General features: G+C 44.9%; 19 protein-coding genes. 15 read left to right on the forward strand and 4 right to left on the reverse strand.

Features of this window, described 5'->3' with window-relative positions; translation table 11 throughout:
• The first annotated feature begins 38 nt into the window (after positions 1-38).
• The 7 genes from CHA6605_RS23215 to CHA6605_RS23250 all read left to right on the forward strand — a co-directional run bounded on the left by CHA6605_RS23215 (position 39) and on the right by CHA6605_RS23250 (position 4,023).
• A complete protein-coding gene (locus tag CHA6605_RS23215) occupies positions 39-1,259 on the forward strand; it encodes a GmrSD restriction endonuclease domain-containing protein (RefSeq protein WP_015161812.1) in 1,221 nt (406 codons plus the stop codon).
• 6 nt (positions 1,260-1,265) lie between these two features.
• On the forward strand, positions 1,266-1,856 hold the full coding sequence (locus CHA6605_RS23220; RefSeq protein ID WP_015161813.1) for a HEPN domain-containing protein: 591 nt from the start codon (positions 1,266-1,268) through the stop codon (positions 1,854-1,856).
• Between the two features lie 4 nt (positions 1,857-1,860).
• Positions 1,861-2,067: a hypothetical protein gene (locus CHA6605_RS23225; RefSeq protein WP_015161814.1), complete on the forward strand. Its 207-nt coding sequence runs from the start codon at positions 1,861-1,863 to the stop codon at positions 2,065-2,067.
• Entirely contained in the window at positions 2,055-2,498 is a 444-nt protein-coding gene (locus tag CHA6605_RS23230) for a type II toxin-antitoxin system VapC family toxin (protein WP_015161815.1), read from the forward strand. The genes CHA6605_RS23225 and CHA6605_RS23230 overlap by 13 nt, the downstream gene beginning before the upstream one ends.
• A 224-nt stretch (positions 2,499-2,722) precedes the next feature.
• Complete coding sequence (locus CHA6605_RS23235) at positions 2,723-2,995, forward strand: type II toxin-antitoxin system HicB family antitoxin (protein WP_232432125.1); 273 nt, start codon at positions 2,723-2,725, stop codon at positions 2,993-2,995.
• Positions 2,992-3,366, forward strand: coding sequence for a type II toxin-antitoxin system VapC family toxin (locus CHA6605_RS23240; protein ID WP_015161817.1), 375 nt, complete (start codon positions 2,992-2,994; stop codon positions 3,364-3,366). Before CHA6605_RS23235 ends, CHA6605_RS23240 begins: the two co-directional genes overlap by 4 nt.
• Before the next feature lie 351 nt (positions 3,367-3,717).
• The gene (locus CHA6605_RS23250; RefSeq protein ID WP_015161818.1) at positions 3,718-4,023 is read left to right on the forward strand and encodes a hypothetical protein; all 306 of its coding nucleotides are present in this window, start codon (positions 3,718-3,720) and stop codon (positions 4,021-4,023) included.
• 135 nt (positions 4,024-4,158) lie between these two features.
• On the opposite strand, the gene CHA6605_RS23255 is transcribed toward CHA6605_RS23250, so the two are convergent.
• The 3 genes from CHA6605_RS23255 to CHA6605_RS23270 all read right to left on the reverse strand — a co-directional run bounded on the left by CHA6605_RS23255 (position 4,159) and on the right by CHA6605_RS23270 (position 9,111).
• Positions 4,159-5,547 carry an aromatic ring-hydroxylating dioxygenase subunit alpha gene (locus CHA6605_RS23255; protein WP_015161819.1) on the reverse strand — a complete coding sequence of 463 codons (1,389 nt, stop codon included), beginning with the start codon at positions 5,545-5,547 and terminating at the stop codon, positions 4,159-4,161.
• Positions 5,548-5,871: 324 nt separating this feature from the next.
• Positions 5,872-7,542 (reverse strand): protein kinase domain-containing protein, encoded by a 1,671-nt coding sequence (locus CHA6605_RS32015; RefSeq protein ID WP_015161820.1) that lies wholly within the window; start codon positions 7,540-7,542, stop codon positions 5,872-5,874.
• 261 nt (positions 7,543-7,803) lie between these two features.
• On the reverse strand, positions 7,804-9,111 hold the full coding sequence (locus tag CHA6605_RS23270) for a hypothetical protein (protein WP_015161821.1): 1,308 nt from the start codon (positions 9,109-9,111) through the stop codon (positions 7,804-7,806).
• A 182-nt stretch (positions 9,112-9,293) separates the two neighbouring features.
• Between CHA6605_RS23270 and CHA6605_RS23275 the strand changes: the two genes are divergently transcribed.
• The 5 genes from CHA6605_RS23275 (at position 9,294) to CHA6605_RS23290 (ending at position 11,718) form a co-directional block, all read left to right on the forward strand.
• The gene (locus CHA6605_RS23275; protein WP_157260082.1) at positions 9,294-9,602 is read left to right on the forward strand and encodes a hypothetical protein; all 309 of its coding nucleotides are present in this window, start codon (positions 9,294-9,296) and stop codon (positions 9,600-9,602) included.
• A gap of 71 nt (positions 9,603-9,673) precedes the next feature.
• Positions 9,674-9,850, forward strand: coding sequence for a 50S ribosomal protein L32 (gene rpmF, locus CHA6605_RS33180; RefSeq protein WP_015161822.1), 177 nt, complete (start codon positions 9,674-9,676; stop codon positions 9,848-9,850).
• Between the two features lie 419 nt (positions 9,851-10,269).
• Positions 10,270-10,659, forward strand: coding sequence for an HPF/RaiA family ribosome-associated protein (locus CHA6605_RS23280; protein WP_015161823.1), 390 nt, complete (start codon positions 10,270-10,272; stop codon positions 10,657-10,659).
• Positions 10,625-11,296, forward strand: a complete 672-nt coding sequence (locus CHA6605_RS23285) for a phosphoribosyltransferase (RefSeq protein ID WP_015161824.1) — start codon at positions 10,625-10,627, stop codon at positions 11,294-11,296. Before CHA6605_RS23280 ends, CHA6605_RS23285 begins: the two co-directional genes overlap by 35 nt.
• A gap of 83 nt (positions 11,297-11,379) precedes the next feature.
• Positions 11,380-11,718 (forward strand): DUF4342 domain-containing protein, encoded by a 339-nt coding sequence (locus CHA6605_RS23290; RefSeq protein ID WP_015161825.1) that lies wholly within the window; start codon positions 11,380-11,382, stop codon positions 11,716-11,718.
• Positions 11,719-12,331: 613 nt separating this feature from the next.
• Here CHA6605_RS23290 and CHA6605_RS23300 read toward each other — a convergent pair.
• Positions 12,332-12,709, reverse strand: a complete 378-nt coding sequence (locus CHA6605_RS23300) for a DUF4870 domain-containing protein (protein ID WP_015161826.1) — start codon at positions 12,707-12,709, stop codon at positions 12,332-12,334.
• A gap of 194 nt (positions 12,710-12,903) precedes the next feature.
• Between CHA6605_RS23300 and CHA6605_RS34485 the strand changes: the two genes are divergently transcribed.
• The 3 genes from CHA6605_RS34485 (at position 12,904) to prfC (ending at position 15,618) form a co-directional block, all read left to right on the forward strand.
• The gene (locus CHA6605_RS34485) at positions 12,904-13,041 is read left to right on the forward strand and encodes a hypothetical protein (protein ID WP_157260083.1); all 138 of its coding nucleotides are present in this window, start codon (positions 12,904-12,906) and stop codon (positions 13,039-13,041) included.
• A gap of 58 nt (positions 13,042-13,099) precedes the next feature.
• Positions 13,100-13,888: an MlaE family lipid ABC transporter permease subunit gene (locus CHA6605_RS23305; protein ID WP_015161827.1), complete on the forward strand. Its 789-nt coding sequence runs from the start codon at positions 13,100-13,102 to the stop codon at positions 13,886-13,888.
• Between the two features lie 89 nt (positions 13,889-13,977).
• Positions 13,978-15,618, forward strand: a complete 1,641-nt coding sequence (prfC, locus tag CHA6605_RS23310) for a peptide chain release factor 3 (protein ID WP_015161828.1) — start codon at positions 13,978-13,980, stop codon at positions 15,616-15,618.
• Positions 15,619-15,788 lie beyond the last annotated feature (170 nt).

The raw sequence follows: 15,788 nt of genomic DNA on the forward strand, positions 1-15,788 counted from the left end.
CTATTCCTTGTTTAGTTTAGTATGGTGAGTAGTTTAATATGGCAGAATTAGCAAGCAACATAAATAGTGAGAACATTGAAGCTTCTCAGGATCATGAATTCGCGACATGGTTTGAAAGTGAACCCCAACCTGATGAAGGATATTCAATCAATGAGTACGAAATAACAACATCACCTAATGATTTCAACATCAAGACAATGTATGACTTCATAAAATCTGGTGCTATTAATATTCCAGGCTTTCAACGTAATTACGTCTGGGATATAAAGAGAGCATCTAAACTAATCGAATCGATAGTAATTGGATTACCAATTCCACAAATTTTTCTTTACCAAGAATCAAGAAATAAATTCTTGGTGATAGATGGACAACAAAGATTAATGTCTCTTTATTACTTTATCGAGCAGCGTTTTCCAAAAGATGAGAAGAGAACCACTTTAAGACGCATTTTTGAGGAGAATGGAAAAATCCCAGTTGAAATTTTGGGAGATGATAATTATTTTACGAAATTCAACTTGCAGTTGCCACCAACATTACCTGGTCAACCGAATAAACTTCACGGAATTAACTATTCAACATTAGATGAATATAAAATCTCATTTGACTTGCGAACAATGAGAAATATTATAGTAAAGCAAAACTTCCCAGAAGAGGATGATTCTTGTATACATGAAATTTTCAATAGATTGAATTCTGGAGGCATTAATTTGAAACCTCAAGAGATTAGAACAAGCATGTATTATTCGGATTTTTACAACATGTTGTATCGGCTAAATACTCTTCCTGAGTGGAGAAAAATAATTGGTGTCGAAGAGCCAGATCTAAACATGAAGGACATCGAAATTCTTTTAAGAGGATTTGCAATGTTAATGAAGAAGGAAGAATATCAATCATCTATGGTTAGATTTCTTAACAGCTTTTCAAAGGAATGTAAGAGATTAAAAGATGAGCAAATAAAATATCTTGAAGAACTATTCAAATCTTTTTTAGCAACTTGTTCAGAACTGCCTGATAGATCATTTCAATTGAAAACTACTAATAAATTCAATATCTCTGTCTTTGAAGCAGTGTTTTTTGCACAGTGTAGAAGATCTTTTGAGAGCAAAAAACTTGCTGAAGGGAAAATAGATTATGAGAAACTAGAAAAATTGAAGAACGATTCAGGTTTTATTGATGCGATACGGTCTCAAACTACTAGCAAGGAAAATGTTACAAAGAGACTAGAAAGAGCTACACGTATTTTATGTGAACAGTGTTAGTTTATTATGGACAAGCAGAGTATTGTAGATAAAATTTATCAAGAGAACTTAGAAATATTAAAGTTTCTAACAGACAAAAACGAACCGTCATTCACTGTCCAATTCAACACTATTTTTACTAAAACTTTGCTACTTTCTGCTGCCAGTTATTTCGAGTATGAAATTTGCAGAATGGTTCAATCTTTTATTGAGTACAAGGCACAAAATGATGAGTGCATTATTGCAATAGTTAAACAGAAAGCGATTGATAGGCAATATCATACCTACTTTGATTGGACTGGTAAAAACGCCAATAAATTCTTTTCTCTCTTTGGTAACACTTTTAAAGAAGATAGATCGAAACAGGTAGAAAATGACCCTAAGTTAAAATCCGCAATAAATTCATTTATAGCATTAGGCAGCGAACGAAATAAATTAGTTCACCAAAATTTCGCAGATTGTACTGTTGATAAGACGGCAGAAGAAGTTTATTTGCTTTATCAAGATGCTATATTGTTTATTGATTTTTTAGAGATTCAATTTAAACGTCCTATCAATGAGCAAGACTCGACCTCAATCGAAAAACAGGCTAAAATAGAGACAAGTATTCAGAGGTAGAAAGATGAGTCCTCAATTACAACAAGTACTGGCAGAGATCGATCGATTGTCACCAACAGAGCAAATTCAAGTCATCGAATATATTAACACTAGACAACGAAGCTCAGTATTAGAAACTATTACAAACCTTCGATCTCAACAAGCATCATTCAAGACACCCGAAGAAATTGATGCTGAAATCCTCGAAGAAAAAGCCTCATGGACAAATTGAATATACCGCAGGGTAGTAGAGTATATCTGGACTCATCAATCCTCATTTATACGGTAGAAGTAGATTTGACATTCTGGAAAGCTCTAGAAGTTTTATGGCGTAAATTCGCTGAAGGTGAGATTTCACTGATTAGTAGCGAACTCATCATTACAGAAGTATTAGTTAAACCTCTCAAAAGCCAAAATGAACAATCAATTGATAGCTATAATAAACTACTCTTTGATTCTGGTATCGAACTAATACCAATAACTAGGAGCTTATTAATATCAGCGACTAACCTACGCGCTAAACACAACTTAAAAACGCCAGATGCTATCCATGCAGCTACCTCGATCGATCTTAATTGCAATCGATTTTTGACTAACGATAAAGGCTTTACTAATATTCCACGTCTACCAACACTAATACTCAGTCAGATCGGGTTAGATTAATGGGAGTGATTGCGATAGATCCTAGACAAGAATTTAGTGCTTTGAGTTGTCGATCGATTACATGGATACTTACATGGTGATATTGGCTCTCGCCCTAAGTCATCGGAATGGTCAAAATCGGGATTTAGGTTTAATCTAGAGGTGGAGACCATTTGACTCCCGATCGGGTCTTAATAGTTATGCAGTATCAAATTTTCGTTGAAAGTCGATCCGCGAGACATTTTGTGGCTTCAGTAATTGGAATGCCGACAGTTTCGGTAGATGGCTATACCGAATTAGAAGCGATCTCCAATGTCAAAGCGGCTTTGAATTCACAGTTATCTAAGGGTAAAGTGGTAACTATCGATCTTGATGAGCCTCAAGAGAGCAATCTAACATATACCAGTCCAATGCAACATGCAGGTATTTTAGAGACAGATCCAACCTTTGATGATTGGATGGATAAATTAGCTGAAATTCGTCGAGCTGCTAATGAGATTAACGACGATGAACGATGACACTATACATCCTGGATACAGATCATCTCAGCTTGTATGGACGCAATCATCCAGCACTAATCGAACGGTTGCAAGTCGATTCTGTGAATTTAACAACGACAGCCATTAATGTAGAAGAGCAGTTGCGTGGGAGACTTGCCCAAGTAGCAGAAGCAAAAGCAGGTGTATCGTCAACAAATGCGTACAGATGGTTATCTGAAACTGTCAAATTGCTTGCAGATTTTGAAATTTTACAGTTTACAGAAGAAGCTCAGTTAATTTATCAAGATTTTAAATCGCAACGGATATCCCTCCCTCTGATTTATGGCGCGCTGGATGGCCATGCCAAGACCTCATCACCGCCAATACAGAACGAACGGGATTGTCTGTAGATCCGATTTTCGTCAAGTCGCTCTCCGAAACAATCCGCTTGTGGTACAACGTCGCGGTGGCTTCGGGTATACAATGGCAAAAGCATCTGCCCCACGCTACGCGCCCAAACTGGAGGACATCAAGGCGGCCATTCAGATCGACCGATACTCTGTGGCGAGAAACTTGACCTGGACAGAGTGGGAGCGGCTGATGGGGTTTCCTCCCGGCTGGACGGTCGTAGAGGGAAACTCCTTGGCAATGCCGTCATCCCAACAATCAGCGAATGGATTGGAAAGCGAATCTCAGAAATTGAAATAATGGTAGATTCAAATAATACCCATGCAAATAGATCGAGTGTGGAGCAATAAAATATGTCCCCCAACCTAACTCAACTAATCGAACGATCGGCAGCACTTTCACCACAGGAAAGATTAGAAGGCTTTGCTGGATTAAGGTACGGAAAACTAGAAGAGAGAGCGAGGAGCGGGGAGCGGCTCGCAGCCGGGAGGTTTCCTCCCGGATTATGCGGATGCGCTCCGGTCGGGTTTCCCGACCATGGAAGCGCACCAAGCAGCTCCCTTCGGGAAGGCTCCGCCAACGACCGGGAGGTTGTCTTGATGCGCTATCCCGGTTGTGTGCGTCAAGACAAGACAGTGGGGAAAGAAATGGCTGGTTAATTTCTGCCGCGTAGTACTATGCTCGTAGAGCAAACTGCACCGATCGAAATTGATGTCGATGGTGCAGCAAAAGTAAGTGAAATATGAGTAACTCTAGATCCAGTTGTCGCTGCCTTTAATCAAAGTGCAGTATATCTACTTGCGGTTGCGAGCGGGAGTGCGATCGCCTCTTTCTAGCTTGGTTTGAAGGCGATTTAAGCCCCACCAACCAAGCGTACCACCTAAGACTATACCGATCGAGATTAAGGCTGGAAATAGGGCATTTTCACTGCCAGTCAGTCCCAATATTGTCGTACTTATCCAAGCGAGTAGCGCGATAATGACGATCGCACTTTTGGCGGTTTGGATATTTTTATAAGCAGTACTGCAACTGTGACAATGTTCGGTATGGCTGTGATAGCGATCGAGTAATCGTTCGGTTGTTAAGGGTGGTTTAAAAGTTTGTCCCGGAAAAGGCTCGGCGCGATAATCATTCAACCACTGCCGATATTCAAATACGAAGGCGTCGGCTTTGGTGGGTAAATAAAAGGATTGACTAAAATTAGTACTCCCACCACTTTGTTCTAAATAACGTTCTTGATGGTGTAAGAAAATTTGATCGTCTTCTAAGATCGCATTGTTATTTATATGCGAGTACCATTCGGGTGTCGCTTTAATAAAAAATTCGGGAACTTTGCTGGCGAACTTGAAGGGAAATCTGGCAAAAATTCGACATTCACCTTTGCGCTTCGGCGTGGCATAAACTACTGTAATTGTCTCGCCAAATTGTTTGGATGTCAGCTCGTGCCACATCAGACAGGGCGCAATAAAAGTAGTATTCTGTCTGCCTAATGTACCTTTGCGCGGCCCATCTGCCCAAGTTCCGGTAAATCCTAATTTATCGGATGAGGTGACTTCTAATTCTACCGGACTGGCATTCGATCGCTTGCCGACGCTACCGTGATGGGTATAGGGTAGATGACTCGGATCGAGGACATTTTCGAGCAAGGTGAGTGCGTCATATGGCAAATCGCGGAAGGTATTGAGTACCAGCCAGCCATCTGTCGGCTTGCCATCTACCATCGGTACTGGAATTAACGGGATGGGTGTCTGCTCGGCTCTGGCTGGCGTCCCAGCGTAGATAAATAGCAATCCCTGTTCGACGGCTGTCGGGAGCGATTTGACACAGGCGCGGCGGGAGGTTTCGGCTTTGGCATCTGGTAATTGTTGGGGGATGCGATCGCAAGTACCATTACCTGTAAATGCCCAGCCGTGATACGGACATTCTAATAAGCCATCTTCAGCGATTCTCCCTTCGGATAGTCGCGCCAGACGATGGGGACAGCGATCGTCAAATGCTCGCCATTGACTAGCCTGAGTATCCCACCAGATGACTAAATCTCGATCGAGTAATGTAAAGGGTGTGGGTGTAAGTTTATCTAGATCTTCAATATAAAATACCGGATACCAGGACTCGATCGGGTCGAATTTGGTAGGATCGTCTCCACCTGCGGTCGTTCGCGCTGCTATTACTGCTGTTGTCATTGTCGATCTTTAATCCTCAGCGAATCTTGGGGTGGCTTCTCGATGGCGATCGCTTAACACTTGTTTACATTCAGGATAACAATCGATCGCGGTTTGAGGCAAGTTCGGGTTAAAGATCTGTGCTGTGCGGTTTCTACTAGCACCAGAGAGCCTAGTACGGTAGCCGTTTTCAACCTATAACGTATCCTCTTTATAAAGAGAAACCGGGCGTTGCTGAATTGCAGTATGATTTTTCATTCTCGTATTCTTCTTTCCCGACTCCCCGCTCCCCGCTCCCTCCTCTAGCTTTTCATACCTAGATTCAGCAACGCCGAGAAACCGACCTTACCACAATGGCGTGGAATCTTTAGGAGGATCGGATGGAGTAGATTTGGGCGTTTTGCTAGTTCCCGATTCAGGATCGGAATTTTGCTTGATTGGTGGCGAAAGCTCGATCGATGGAGTCGGAGTCGGAGTCGGTGTCGGAGTAGCTGTAGAGGGAGTAGGCGTCGGTGTCGGCGTCACCACAGGAGTAGGAGAAACATCAGGCAATGGCACCTCAATTGGCGTTGCCGACTCCAACGGATTGGGAGTAATTGCAGGAGTAGGCGCGACACTGGGAGTAGGGCTAGGAGTGCTAGTCACCCTCGGCGAAGGCACCACAATGGGTTTGGGACTCTCGGTTTTCGGAGTCGCAGTTGGTTTGGGTGTTGGTTTAATAACAGGGGCATTACAGCTTGCAATTTGGTTATTAAATACCCAACCAGTCGATCGATCCGCCATTTGGATTTGGACGAAAACATCCTGCTCGGAACGGTAGACAATCTTGGTACCGCGAGCTAAAGTAGCAATAACTTTAGCATCGCGATCGGGTTGCGATCGCACCCGCGTCGAGGGTAAATCTGTCGGCGTAGCCACCCGACACAGCTCGGTACTTACATCTCTAGCAAAATCTTGTCGATCGAATATGCCGCGACTAAACCAGACAAAACTCCCGACTGCTGCCAAGATTGCCGCAACGCCACCAAAGACCGGGAATAAGTTCGGCCCCGAAGGATTGGCAAACGTCGGCGATGAGGATTGAGAATTGGTTGTAGAGGGTCTTGGCGTAATGAGGGTAGCTGCTTGCGAGTCGAGATTGCGCGGTTGCGGCTGAGTAGTTTGAACGTAGGTAGCATCTGGCGAAACCACAATGCCGCTAATTAGCCCTCTGACGGCCTTGAGAGCCTCCGCAGCCGTCTGATAACGATCTTTGAAGTGGTAGCGCGTCATCCGCTGGAGAATGGCAATTAGCTGGGGATTAGCTAGCGTCAGATGTTCCCATTTGAGTTCGCCCGTGTTTTCATCGGTCGGCAGCTCGTAAGGATTGACACCAGTCAGAGCTTGAATGCCGATCGTACCTAGAGAATACAGATCGCTACTCGCGCGCGGCGTGCCAGAGGCTTGCTCGATTGGCATATAACCGGGAGTGCCAATCGCTACTGTCATGGTATTTTGTCCGTTCAACATCTGTTGATTGCGGACTTGTTTGATCGCACCAAAATCAATTAAAATCAATCGCCGATCGCGATTGCGGCGCATGATATTATCGGGTTTGATATCGCGATGAATTACTCCCTGACTGTGAATAAACACTAGCACATCTAAAATCTCTTGCAGTAGCTCGATAACCTGTGCTTCGCTCCATTTGGTCCCTTTGGTCAGTTCTTTAGATAGTGGATGTCCGGGGACATATTCTTGAACTAAATAAAATTCTTGCTGCTCTTCAAAATAGGCAAGTAAACGCGGAATCCGATCGTGATTTCCTAGTTGTTGGAGCACGATAGCTTCTTTCTCAAACAAATTCCGCGCGATATCCAGCAATGACCGATCCGAGCTGGCTGGTTTGAGATGTTTGAGCACGCATTTCGGATTGCCAGGTAAATGCAAGTCTTCGGTAATATAGGTTTGCCCGAATCCCCCAGCCCCCAACACTTCAAGTACGCGATAGTGTCCCGCTAATAACTGACCAATCATGCAATAAACTTATCTCCTCAGATATCTCAACTTTACTCTTCTATTGGATAATTGACGAGAACTTAAGTTTGAATGGTGCTACACCCAAGATGTGGAGTACGGGATCGAGTTTAGAGTAGTAACCGATCGCGCGTGCAATAAACTTAGCTCTTTGTGAATATCTCAACTTTAACCCGATTAGAGGGTTGATGAAAACTAGAATTTTTAGTGGCCGATCGACTGCGATCGTTTTTTTTACAGTCGATCGAGAGTTATTTACTCTCAACTGTCGATCGATGTCATCTGCCAAACTCGATCGATCGCCCAACTCGGACAACCTCGCTGAATTTTAGTGACTTTGCGATCGATCTCTTGCCCTTGAGCATTTTTCAATACTTCTGTCCGAACGATCCGCTCGCCATCTTGAAGATATGTCGCTAATACTTGCATGGCTTTGAGTTTGAGCGATACTTGTCGCTCGGAAATCGACAGCGGCGGCGCAGTTGGAGTCGGATTGACAACTAGTTCTTTGGTCTTAGTTGGCACTTGGACGGGAGCGACTGCGCTGGTAAGTGTGGGTGGTGTCGTTTCGATGGGTACGGCTACGCTGGTAAGTGCAGGTGGTGTCGTTTCGATGGGTGCGGGTTCGCTCTCGACTGGGGACGGTACCGTTAGATTTTCTAAGACATTAGTGCCACTGAGTAGTTCGCTAATATTATAGATGCCTTCGATCCGATCGACATCTTCGGTATCCTCAGTATTAAAAGTATTTAGATATGACTCTAAATCGATCTCGATCGAGGAATCTTCGATCGCCTCTGCCGACTCTTGGCTGACAGGTGTTGCTACTGGAGTCGATTGGCGCGGCTGCGGACGAGACGATAATTCAGAGGATGAAGATTCAGACATGGGGAATGTAGCAGAATCGGATACATTATTATCCCTTGACTCTGGTGGGTCGTCCTGTGTCGGTGTGGGCAGATCGAGCCAGACGACATATTCTTCAGGCTCGATCGTAATTTCGCCCCTAGCGATTCTAATCGTAAAGTTACCCTGTTTGGGTTGCAGATCTTCGACCAAATACCATTTACCTTTACTAAAGGTTAAAATATTAACTGGTGGATTGGGATTGTTAAGTTGGTAACGTTTGTTATTCCACCAAATCCGCCACAACTGAATCACTTCCGTGTAATTTAAGTGATAGCCATCGGGAATTTTGAAGTGATGGTATTCTGTGAATTCTGGATGCGATGACTTTTGCCTAGTAATAAATCCTAAAGCTGTTAAATTCCGCACGATTCTCGCTCTAAAAAGCGAATTATTACCGATCAGGACTTTGCGCTGCCACTGATTTACTTGCTTGCTAATCCCGATTAGCTTGGAATTACCATCGCTCAATCTAATCGATGTTTCGGTAAATTCTAACTTTAAATTTTCGCTAGCGGCAGAGTGCTTTTCCCCTCTAGCAAAGTAGCCAATGATGTCGAGTTCTTCAGCGGTCGGAGCGGGATCGAGATCGTTAGTGGAGTCGGCTGTACCAGATGACAAACTATTACCAGTGCCACGGGATACAAAATTTGAGTCTGTCATGGGGTTAGATCGGGTACGATTTAGATATACGAAATTTTTAAATATAAGTTGGACTACTATACGACTGTTACTATGTTGAGAAAATATATAGTAGTTGTATCTTTGTCCCCTAATTTTAGCCAGTCAATTTTAAGATCGGTCAGTGGGTTCGCTAATTTTGAGCATTTTGACTTACGCAAGATGTGCAGCCAATTGCTGATGCTGGTAATCTTCATAATTGGATGTCGTTGCTACCGAACGGATCGAGATCTCTTAAATGTAGCGATCTCGATCGAAGCGATCGCCTAAATTCAGACGATCTTGCAAGTAATTTTACTGTTAATCCGAGCGATATCTACCATTACAACAGTCGATCGCCTCAAACATACATTCGCGCAGCCACCAGTGAATCTAAATCTACACTACGATCGCTCTATATTCCCGACAGCGGTAGTAGTGATAAAGCTCGTTTGTCGATCGCAATTGCATCGCCAAGGAGCGCGGAGCATTGAGTCTATACTTTTTCAGAGACCGGAGTTCGATCCTGTTATACTAGGAAGGCTGTGCCTAAATATTTACTCATATGGCAGTTCCAAAGAAGAAAACATCCAAATCCAAACGTGACAAACGCCGCGCTACTTGGCGTAACAAAGCCGCTATTCAAGCTAGAAAAGCACTCTCATTAGGTAAATCCGTTCTGACTGGACGCTCTACTAGCTTTGTTTATCCTCAGCCTGATGATGAAGAATCCGCTGAATAATAACGGCATACTCACAGCGATCGAGGACTACTAGTTGAAGTACTTACCCGACCGATCGAACATCCAGGAGACTCCCGCTTACTGTGCAGCAGAAGCGGTGAGCGGAATGGACGTAAATCTGTCGCGATCGACCAGTGTAATTTTCTCGCCTGTGAATCTCAAGTTATACTGTGCGTTTGTTCCAGCAGTCGCCCGTAGATCTGGGGCGTGACAAGTTAGTTTGCATGGCTCTGTTTGTCGATCGAATTATCGACTCGTGTTGTCGCCCCTTTTTTCTTAATTAATGCTTGCTATCTCTACACGGCAATTCGTTCGAGACTTTTACACCCAGAATTATTAGCACCGATCGGATTTCCTCACAAGTTTCTCAACCTTTCGATCTATCTTGAAGATCGAGCAGCTTAAGAGGTTCAGAAATTATGAGATCGAATACCCAAATTTTCTGGCAGAACCTGTCACCATCGGACGCGATTGAAGTCAAGATTCGCAAACAGATTGCCAAGCTCGAAAAACTCTCCGAGCATCTTAGCGATTGTCGAGTCATTATTGAAGTCCCACATCGCCACCATCATCAAGGCAACATTTACCACGTTCAAATTAATTTGACTGTCCCTGGTAGCCAATTAATCGTCAATCGTCAGCCATCAGCGCAGCAGTCACATGAAGATCTCGACATTGCCATTCGAGATGCCTTTGAGAGTGCCGAACGCCAACTTAAAGAGTATACACAGCAACAACGCGGCGAAATTAAAACACATGCGGGAGGCGATCCGGATGACAATCATCACCCGATTCCGCGATCGCACTGAAGCCGGACAACTACTTGCCAGCCAACTTACCGCATATGCCAATCATCCCGATGTCCTGGTGCTCGGTATCCCGCGCGGCGGCGTACCTGTCGCCTTTGAAGTGGCAGAAGCACTCAATGCACCCTTAGACATCTGTTTGGTGCGGAAACTTGGCGTTCCCGGACATCCAGAACTCGCCATCGGCGCGATCTCTGCTAGTGGGTTTGAGGTATTGAATGAAAATCTGCTTGATTGGCTGCGAATTTCTGGACATACAATCGCCGAAGTTGCCAGTCTGGAGCTTCAGAAACTACATCGACACGATCTCATCTATCGGGGAGATCGTACCCCACTAAAGATCCACGATCGAATTGTCATTTTAGTAGATGAGGGTTTGGCGACGGGTGCGATGATGCGGGCGGCTATCGGCGAAATCGCACCCCATCAACCACAGCGCATAATTATCGCCGCTCCAGTTGCGCCGCCGGACACTTGCCAGGAGTTGAGATTGGAAGTCGATGAAGTAGTGTGCTTAGTCACTCCCGAACAGTTTGAGGGGATTGGTTTATGGTATAAGGATTTCGAGCGAACCACCGATGATGAAGTGTGTGAATTGCTGAATGTAGCAACCTACAGGTTTTACAGCTCGATCGGGTAAAAATCGTCTACAATTTTATCCTCACAAGTTTCTCAACATTGTCGTCTAGGCTGAAGATATCACTAGCGATAGAGAATAAAATTATGAATGCACCTATCGATTCCGAACGAAACGTCGAACGAGTTGATGCTGAATTAGCACCTACCACACCCGCAGCGAAGACAGAAGAAAAAATTGGGGTAGAAGAATTTACGATTACAGGGGATGCTCTTGTTGCCAAAATTAAGGAACTGATTCACCAAGGCAATATTCGGCGAATTATCCTCAAAAATGAAGAAGGCCGCATCTTAATTGAAATTCCCTTAACAGTAGGTGTTGTCGGTAGTGTCCTGAGCGCGGCTCTGTTTCCCGTCATGGCTGCTGTTGGGGCAATTGGGGCGATGGTCGCTCATCTCACGATCGCGATCGAGAAACGCGAATAAAGTAGAAGATCGAATTCATCTATCTCCCAATTCCACAATTTTGGGCATTGCCGATCTGAGGAGGTACGATCTGCTGTTTTTTCAACCAACAGATCGTCCTCTCCCCACTCTCCCCTGTTTTCAAATTCGATCGCCAAGTAGCGAGCTTAAGTAAATTTTTTGGCGTTGCTGAATCTAGGTATGAAAAACTAGAGCAGAGAGCGGGGAGCGAGTCGCTGACCCTTTCCATATGCTCCTCCACTCTCCGCATGATTTGGGTCGCTGTCTTGACTCGCTTCCACGATCGGGAGACAAAGGCGTGCGCGTACCCGCTAAACCGTAGGCTTTGCCGACGTTTCGCCAGAGGCGAGGCTACGCCAACGCGTAGCGTCTGCGATAGCGGCTCGCAGCCGGGAGGTTCCCTCTCTTGACGCACACAACTCGGAGGGAACCTCCTTTGTCGATGCGCCGCTCCCGGATTGTGTGAGACAAGACAGCAGAAACGCGAGCCGCCGCTCCTCGCTTTCAAAAAATTTGATATGCGATTCAAATGTTCGACAGCTTACTTTAACGATCGACTAAAAATGATGTAGAGATATTACTTGCTCTACATCATTAACGAAGAATAGCTGATTTAGAGTACTCTCCAAATAAAGGGATAGCGATAAGGCTCATTAGGATTGCTTAAAGTTGCTAAAATTCCAGAGATCGGCGGTATCCAATGGAAGAGAAAAAATGCTAAACCAATTATCCAAGCGAGGGGAATAGTCACGATTAAAGCGGTAAATAAGAATCCCAGCGCACCTGAAATAGCGAAGTACAGCCAAATATTAAAATGGTAGTTTAGTGTTTCTTTAGCGGTTGCCTTGATAACTGGATCGTCAAAGAGTAGCAAAACCACCAATGGAATTGCAGAAGTAAAGAGCAGCGAACCTAAAAAAATCGAACCGTGGCACAACAACGAAAATAGTTTGCGTTTACCACTATTAGTGCGATCGCCAGTATCAACCATTTCAAATCCTCTTTAATTTTACTAGAGTTTAATTATATTGACTCTAACATAGCTAACTCAAGTCTGACAGTGCGTTTTTCCTGGGTGGAAATCCGCAATCATTACAGCCGAAACATTCTCGCCTGATTAACTTTCATTACATTAATCGAAGACGATCCGAGCGCAAGCAACTGGGTATAATGCTCTACAACCAGATGGGAAAAACGAAACAGCCCAATCGGTACGAGAAAAACCCCCGTACTTATCATGCTGCGGCGATCTCGAGTACCGCTGCTCAGCCGCCGTCCACTCGCGATTCGGGACACCCGATCGTCGAGAAGTTTCCTGAATAGATGTGTTTTCACTCAATCCTGATGTTCCCTCTCTTCTCTTCCTCACACATTCTCCTCCATGTCTCCACGATCTGGTGCAAATTCCCGTCCCTACGGATATATCCGCTTTGCCTTCACATTGCTAATGATCGGTCAAGTTTGGCTGCATTTGATTCAAGGTAAAACTTGTCTGAAAAAAGTTCCCGAACATTTATTTAAAACTGGTCCTGCCTCAATGCTGCCAGTCCTATTAGCCAATCTGATGGCGGGGATGATTTTTACGATTCAAACAGCTAGACAATTAGATTCCATGGGTGCGATTAATTCGGTTGGGGGCGTGTTTGCGCTCGCCTTCGGTCGCGAACTAGCACCAATTCTCACCGCTTGCGTCGTCGCGGGGCAAGTTGGCTCGGCATTTGCCGCAGAAATTGGGGCGATGAAAATCAGCGAACAAATCGACGCTCTCTATACTCTCAGAACCGATCCGATCGATTATCTGATCTTGCCACGGGTACTCGCTTGTTGTGCGATGGTGCCAATTTTAATTATCTTAGGTTTGGTATTTGGGATTGGCGGCGGGATCTTTGCTGCCGCGCAACTATATCAGGTACCACCATTGGTATTTTTAGATTCGGTGCGGAGTTTTTTGCTCACCCAGGATCTGCTGATGTTGGGATTTAAGGGCGTATTATTTGGCATCGCCATTGGGGCGATCGGCTGTGGATGGGGAATGACCACTTATGGCGGCGTCAAGCAAGTCGGCGAGTCAGCTACCGCTGCTGTTATTGTCTCTGGGATGGCAATTTTCGCAATCGATCTAGCTATTTCTCTCCTCTTGGGCGATCTGCCCATCAAAAAGCCGATGTAAGTTAGATCCTTCAATTAGGGGATTGGTAGGAGTCAAGGATTAAAACCGGATATAATCAAAGACTGAGCCAGCAAAGGTACTCTCCTACCATGTCCACCGAACTCCAAACCCAGCTTCAAACCGAACTCGAAATTGCCGTAGAACATCGGCGCAATTTTGCGATTATTTCGCACCCTGATGCAGGGAAAACCACCCTAACAGAAAAACTCCTACTGTACGGAGGAGCGATTCATGAAGCAGGTGCGGTCAAAGCCAGACGCGATCAGCGCAAGGCAACATCGGACTGGATGGAGATGGAAAAACAGCGGGGAATTTCGATTACCTCGACGGTGTTGCAGTTTGGGTATCAGGGGTTTCAGGTAAATTTACTCGATACACCCGGACACCAAGATTTTAGTGAGGATACTTATCGAACCCTAGCCGCTGCCGACAATGCGGTAATGCTCATCGATGCAGCTAAAGGTTTGGAGCCGCAAACGCGCAAGTTATTTGAAGTCTGTAAGCTGCGTGAGTTACCGATTTTCACATTTGTGAATAAACTCGATCGACCGGGACGCGAACCGTTAGAATTGCTAGATGAGATCGAGCAAGAATTAGGTTTACAAACCTATGCGGTCAATTGGCCGATCGGTACCGGAGATCGCTTTAAAGGCGTGTTCGATCGTCACCAACAGAAAGTCCATTTATTCGAGCGAACGGCGCATGGCAGCCGCGAAGCCACCGATACGGTGATGGATCTGCACGATCCGCGCCTCAAACAAATCTTAGACAAAGAATTATTCGACCAACTGCACAGCGACTTAGAACTCCTCGATGGCGTAGCTTCCGAATTAGATTTAGAAGCGATTCATGCAGGTTATATGACTCCAGTATTTTTCGGGAGCGCGATGACCAATTTTGGGGTAGAGTTATTTTTACACTACTTTTTAGAATACGCTCTCAAGCCAGGAAATCGCAATTCCAACGTCGGCTCGATCGATCCGAGTTATCCCGAATTCTCCGGTTTTGTGTTCAAACTCCAAGCCAACATGGACCCCAAACATCGCGATCGCGTGGCGTTTATTCGGGTCTGTACTGGTAAATTTGAAAAAGACATGACCGTCAGCCACGCCCGCACTGGCAAAACCGTCCGACTATCCCGCCCGCAAAAGTTATTCGCCCAAGATCGGGAATCGATCGAAGAAGCATATCCCGGCGATGTAATTGGCTTAAATAATCCTGGTGTCTTCGCGATCGGCGATACCATCTACACGGGCATGAAAAAGCTCGAATATGAAGGTATCCCCTGTTTTTCACCAGAATTATTTGCCTTCCTCCGCAATCCCAACCCCTCGAAATTTAAGCAGTTTCAGAAAGGGGTGAAAGAGCTGCAAGAAGAAGGCGCAGTCCAGATCATGTACTCGGCAGATGAAGCCAAGCGCGACCCAATTTTAGCAGCGGTCGGACAACTGCAATTTGAAGTGGTACAGTTTCGGATGAAGAATGAATATGGAGTGGAAACAACATTAGAACCGCTCGGTTATTCAGTCGCGCGATGGGTGCTGAATGGTTGGGATGCGTTGGATAAAGTCGGACGACTATTCAATACTTTGGTGATTAAAGATCTTTGGAATCGTCCAGTTTTGTTATTTAAGAATGAATGGAATGTCAATCAGTTAATAGAAGATCATCCTAGTCTCAAGTTAAGCTCGATCGCGCCCATTACGATCGGTTCTTCATCTGTGAGTTAGTTGGAGCTTGGGCGTGAATAACTGATTTACTCCGTTTGAGAACGCCGTCAAATGAATTAGTTGCTCAGAGTGAAAGTCTATTGAAATGGACTGACTGAGATCCCGCAGTTCTCTTCAGAGAGCTTTTACTATTAGCCCGCTGGCGAAGCCTATCCGAAGGATACACTTTT

Source organism: Chamaesiphon minutus PCC 6605 (assembly GCF_000317145.1).
In the GTDB taxonomy this organism is placed as follows: Bacteria; Cyanobacteriota; Cyanobacteriia; order Cyanobacteriales; family Chamaesiphonaceae; genus Chamaesiphon; species Chamaesiphon minutus.